Source organism: Kitasatospora sp. NPDC056531 (assembly GCF_042794375.1).
GTDB lineage: Bacteria > Actinomycetota > Actinomycetes > Streptomycetales > Streptomycetaceae > Kitasatospora.
Genome location: NZ_JBHTTU010000133.1, coordinates 1 through 3934, shown reverse-complemented (window position 1 = coordinate 3934; position 3934 = coordinate 1). Strand labels below are relative to the sequence as shown.

The window sequence follows — 3934 nt, the reverse complement described above, 5'->3', positions numbered from 1 at the left end:
ACCGGGGTGGCCCCGCCGCCGTTGAAGGTGACCGCCGCACCCGGAACGGGCACGCCGTTGCACAGCACCACCGCGGACACGACGGTGGGCTGGCCGGCGACTATCGGGCCGACCACCGGCTGGATGACGACCACCGAACAGGTCGTCGGCGCCGGCACCGTGACGGTGATCGGCGCGAAGGTGCAGGCCGCACAGGTGCCGGCGGCGGGGGTGAAGCTGACCCCCACCACCTGACCGGCCGTCAGCGCCAGTCCCAGACTGACCGGACCGACCACGCCGTTGACCACCGGGGCGGTGACCGTGACCCCGCCCGGCAGGGTGTAGGTCAGGGTGCCGTTGACGGAAGTCAGGCCGGCGCTGCAGGTCAGGGTGGTCTGGGCGGTCACGAGGCCGCCGACGGCGATCGACAGCGTCGTGGAGATGGTCCCGGCCGGCGCCGCGTTGACGGTGACCGTGCCGCTGTCGGCCCCGACCACCGTGTTGACGGCATTCAGGTAGGTCACCAGGACCAGCTGCGCGCCGGAGCCGACAGCCGTGAACGTCGCCGGTCCGGCGGCGCCGGCGACCACCGGCAGCGACTGCGGGGCGGCGCCGTCATAGAAGAAGACAGCGGTGACGGCCCCCGCGGGCGCGCCGGTGACCGTGGCGGTGAAGGCGGAACACGCCGCCACGGGGGTGGGAACGATGGTTACTGCCATGTGAGCAGCCCCTTGAGTGAATCGGGAGTGGGGCTGCCCGAACACGGCCGCGCCGGATGGTACGGCCGACGAATTCCACCTGTCAGGGTGCCCGTGCATGGGGACGGTGACCCGTCAAGCGATCACCACCCCGACGCCCCGACAGGGGAATGGGCACCCCACAGTCGGTCACCGCCATTACAACCACACCGGCCGGCCAAGGCCATACCCTCCCGAGCGAATAACCCGTATGAACCAACGTTCGGAACACCACCACACCCAACAGTCGCTCCGACCACAGAACTTGCACCGCGCGGGGCGCACTGCACGACTCCGCACGCCGCGTTCCCGCCACACTGACCGCCTGCCGGACCGGTACGTCAGCGCGGTGAGCGGCGAGCCGTGGCCGGCGCGGGTGAGGTGTCCGGCAGTGGCGACGACGTCCAGGGCGTGCTCGTCATAGCCGGCACTCTCCACCTCCCGGACGGCGGACAGCTTCGTGCCCGGCGGCAGGAAACCGGCAGCCTCCTTGTGGCCAGCCCTGGTCAGGCACCAGAGCTTGCGGCCCCTCGCCCAGCCGTCCGGGCGCGCCTTGCCCGCGTCCTCGAGGTCGAGCAGCGCGTCAACGCGCGCCCGACGATCTGCACTCCGGACGGCAGCCCGTCGGCCATCCCGGTCGGCACGGCCACCCCAGGCACGCCCACGAAGCTGGTCACGGTACACAGGCGCATTCCCGACGCGACGCGGTCCCGCCCGGCCCGGTCGCGCGACTCCAGCCCCGGTTCGACGGGCGGTTCGGTGAACGACGGGCCGAGCAGGAGCGGGTAGTCGTCGAGGAATTCGGCCCAGGAGCGGCGGATGTTCATCCAGGCGCGTTTGGGTAGCGGGCGGGCCGACTGACGGCGGCCTGGCGATTTTCTCGGCACCGGGTGAATTCAGCCGCCGTCGACGCCCTGTGGGACTCTGTCGCCCGATTCCCACAGAGGGCCGAACCGCCCGCCGGCCGAGCGGCGGGCGGTTCTCGTACCGAGTTTGAGCGGCGGATCAGGCGCGGAGCCAGGTGATGGTGAACTGGCCCGCGCTGAGCTTGGAGTTGTGGGTCAAGGGGGTGCTGCCTCGTTCGAGGTCGCTGGAGTTGGGAGTGCCCACGCTCGCGAGTGGCACGCCGTTCGCGGTCGCGTTCCTGAACGTGATCTTGCCGAAGTTGGCGACGGCCGGAATTTTGTTGCCGAGGTCCTCAAGTATCACCTCGGCGGAGTCAAGCTCGGCGGTGCCGGTCCTGTGGAAGGTCTTGGACCAGCCCTGGGTGGTATCGGACTCCGTCAGGGTGAAGGACGTGCCCGTCACGCTCACGGACGCCTTGATGGTGTCACCGGCCCGCATCGTCTCTGTGAAGTAGTTCGGGCCCGCCGGGTACATCTCCACCCACGGGTGGTATTCGGCCTTCCCGTGGCGACAGTCCTGGTCGAAGCCTATCTGCTCGACGGTGGGCGAGTCGAAGCCGTCGAGGCCGACCCAGGGCGAGACCGCGCTGCTCGGGGTCGCCGTGCAGTCCAGACCCGGCACCGTCCAGTCGGCGCTGACCGACGTGAACCTGCCGCCGGTGTCGCTGTAGCCGCCCCAGATCTCGTTGGAGTGCCTGGCGTGGTCGTAGTGCGGGAAGGACGCGTCGGCCGGCGCTGCCTCGGCCACCGAGACGGACGAGCCAAGCACCGCAGCAAGCAGCGTCGTCACGATCGCGATCCGGGCCTTGGCAGTGCGGTGTCGGGGTGCGTTTCGGGTCACGGTGAACACTCCTGTTTTGTTCATGGACGGGCAGCGACGAATGTCGGGATCGCGCGCTGCGGGGACCGGTCCTCGCAAGCGCGCCGAGCAGGCCACGGACATGCCGTCAAATGCTAGGAATGGCTTACGAGTTGCCCTGTCGCTGACCGGGCGAGAATGAACATAGACGGCTTTCGGCACTTGGTGCGCCATCCGGCGGAAACTTCAGATTCCGCTAGTGAAGCTCTCAGGTTCCGCTTCACCAGGCGCCCGAAAACCGGTGTCGGGCGGCGATTGGGCAGCGGCTGTCCACCGACACCTCGCGGCTACGGCGATGGTTCGGACAGGGAGAGTTCTCGCAGGATCCGGTGCAGCGGCTGTTGGCTGCCGCGTTCACCGAGGGGGGACGCTGGGCACTGTCAATCCCCTGTAATCGTGGAGTCTTCCGCTATGCGGCCTTGGCCTCCTGATGGGCCTCGGCTCGTGCCTTGCTGATGATCCGTTCGAACTCGACCGGTGGCAGGCCGCCAGCCGCGCTGTGCCTGCGCCGGATGTTGTAGAAGCCCGTGATCCAGGTCGCGATCTTGATCTGGGCTTCGGCCCGGGTGGCGAAGCGGTGCCGGTGGATGTACTCGACCTTGATCGTGGAGTGGAAGCTCTCGGCGGCGGCGTTGTCGAGGGCCGACCCGACGCGCCCCATGGACTGGACGACGCCGAGGCGGTCGCACAGGTTGTTGTAGGCCTCGCTGCTGTACTCCCCAGGTTCAACCAGTCGTTGCAACAACAGCACCCTGTTGGATCAACAGTAGCTGCTCGTTGAAGACTTCGGCGGGTGTCCTCCACCCCAGTGTCTTACGAGGGCGGCTGTTGAGTGCTGTGGCGACAGCGTCGAGGTCGCCACGAGTGTGCCTGCTGAGGTCGGTTCCCTTCGGGAAGTACTGACGAAGGAGGCCGTTGGTGTTCTCGTTGGTGCCGCGTTGCCAGGGGCTGTGCGGGTCGGCGAAGTAGATCTGCAGCCCGGTGTCGATGCGTAGTTGGGCGTGCTGGGCCATCTCGGCGCCCTGGTCCCAGGTCAGTGATCTGCGCAGGTGCTCGGGGAGGTCCGTGATCGTGGTGGCGATGGCGTCGCGGACGGCTTCGGCGCCGTGCCCGGCGAGGGCTGGGCCGTTCTTGGCGCGTGGTCCGCCGTGGCCGTCCATGGGCGGCAGGTGCAGCAGCATCGTGTACCGGGTGGTGCGCTCCACCAGGGTGCCGATCGCGGAGCTGTCCAGGCCGATGATGAGATCCCCCTCCCAATGTCCGGGAATCGCACGGTCGTTGGCGTCGGCGGGGCGTTGGCTGATGAGCACCTCCTCGGTGACGAAGTTCTTGCCCCGCCCCTGGGTCCGGGCCCGGGGGACCCGCAGGGCTCGGCCGGTACGCAGGCAGGCTGTCAGCTCGCGCTTGAGCCCGCCGCGGCCCTGGATGTAAAGGGACTGGTAGATCGCCTCGTG

The 3934-nt window shown here is 68.7% G+C and carries 3 protein-coding genes and 2 pseudogenes; all 5 read right to left on the bottom strand.

Annotated elements, in window-relative coordinates:
• Positions 1 to 698, bottom strand: a pseudogene (locus ACFQ87_RS41325) (hypothetical protein); the annotation flags it as partial.
• Positions 699 to 1303: 605 nt separating this feature from the next.
• A pseudogene (locus ACFQ87_RS41320) lies at positions 1304 to 1546 on the bottom strand (amidase family protein); the annotation flags it as partial.
• A gap of 175 nt (positions 1547 to 1721) precedes the next feature.
• Positions 1722 to 2462, bottom strand: a complete 741-nt coding sequence (locus ACFQ87_RS41315; protein WP_380616115.1) for a G1 family glutamic endopeptidase — start codon at positions 2460 to 2462, stop codon at positions 1722 to 1724.
• A gap of 427 nt (positions 2463 to 2889) precedes the next feature.
• Complete coding sequence (locus ACFQ87_RS41310; protein WP_380616114.1) at positions 2890 to 3222, bottom strand: integrase core domain-containing protein; 333 nt, start codon at positions 3220 to 3222, stop codon at positions 2890 to 2892.
• Positions 3206 to 3934, bottom strand: a 729-nt coding sequence (locus ACFQ87_RS41305) for an IS30 family transposase (protein ID WP_380616113.1), incomplete at its 5' end; no start/stop codon positions are given. The genes ACFQ87_RS41305 and ACFQ87_RS41310, both read right to left, overlap by 17 nt.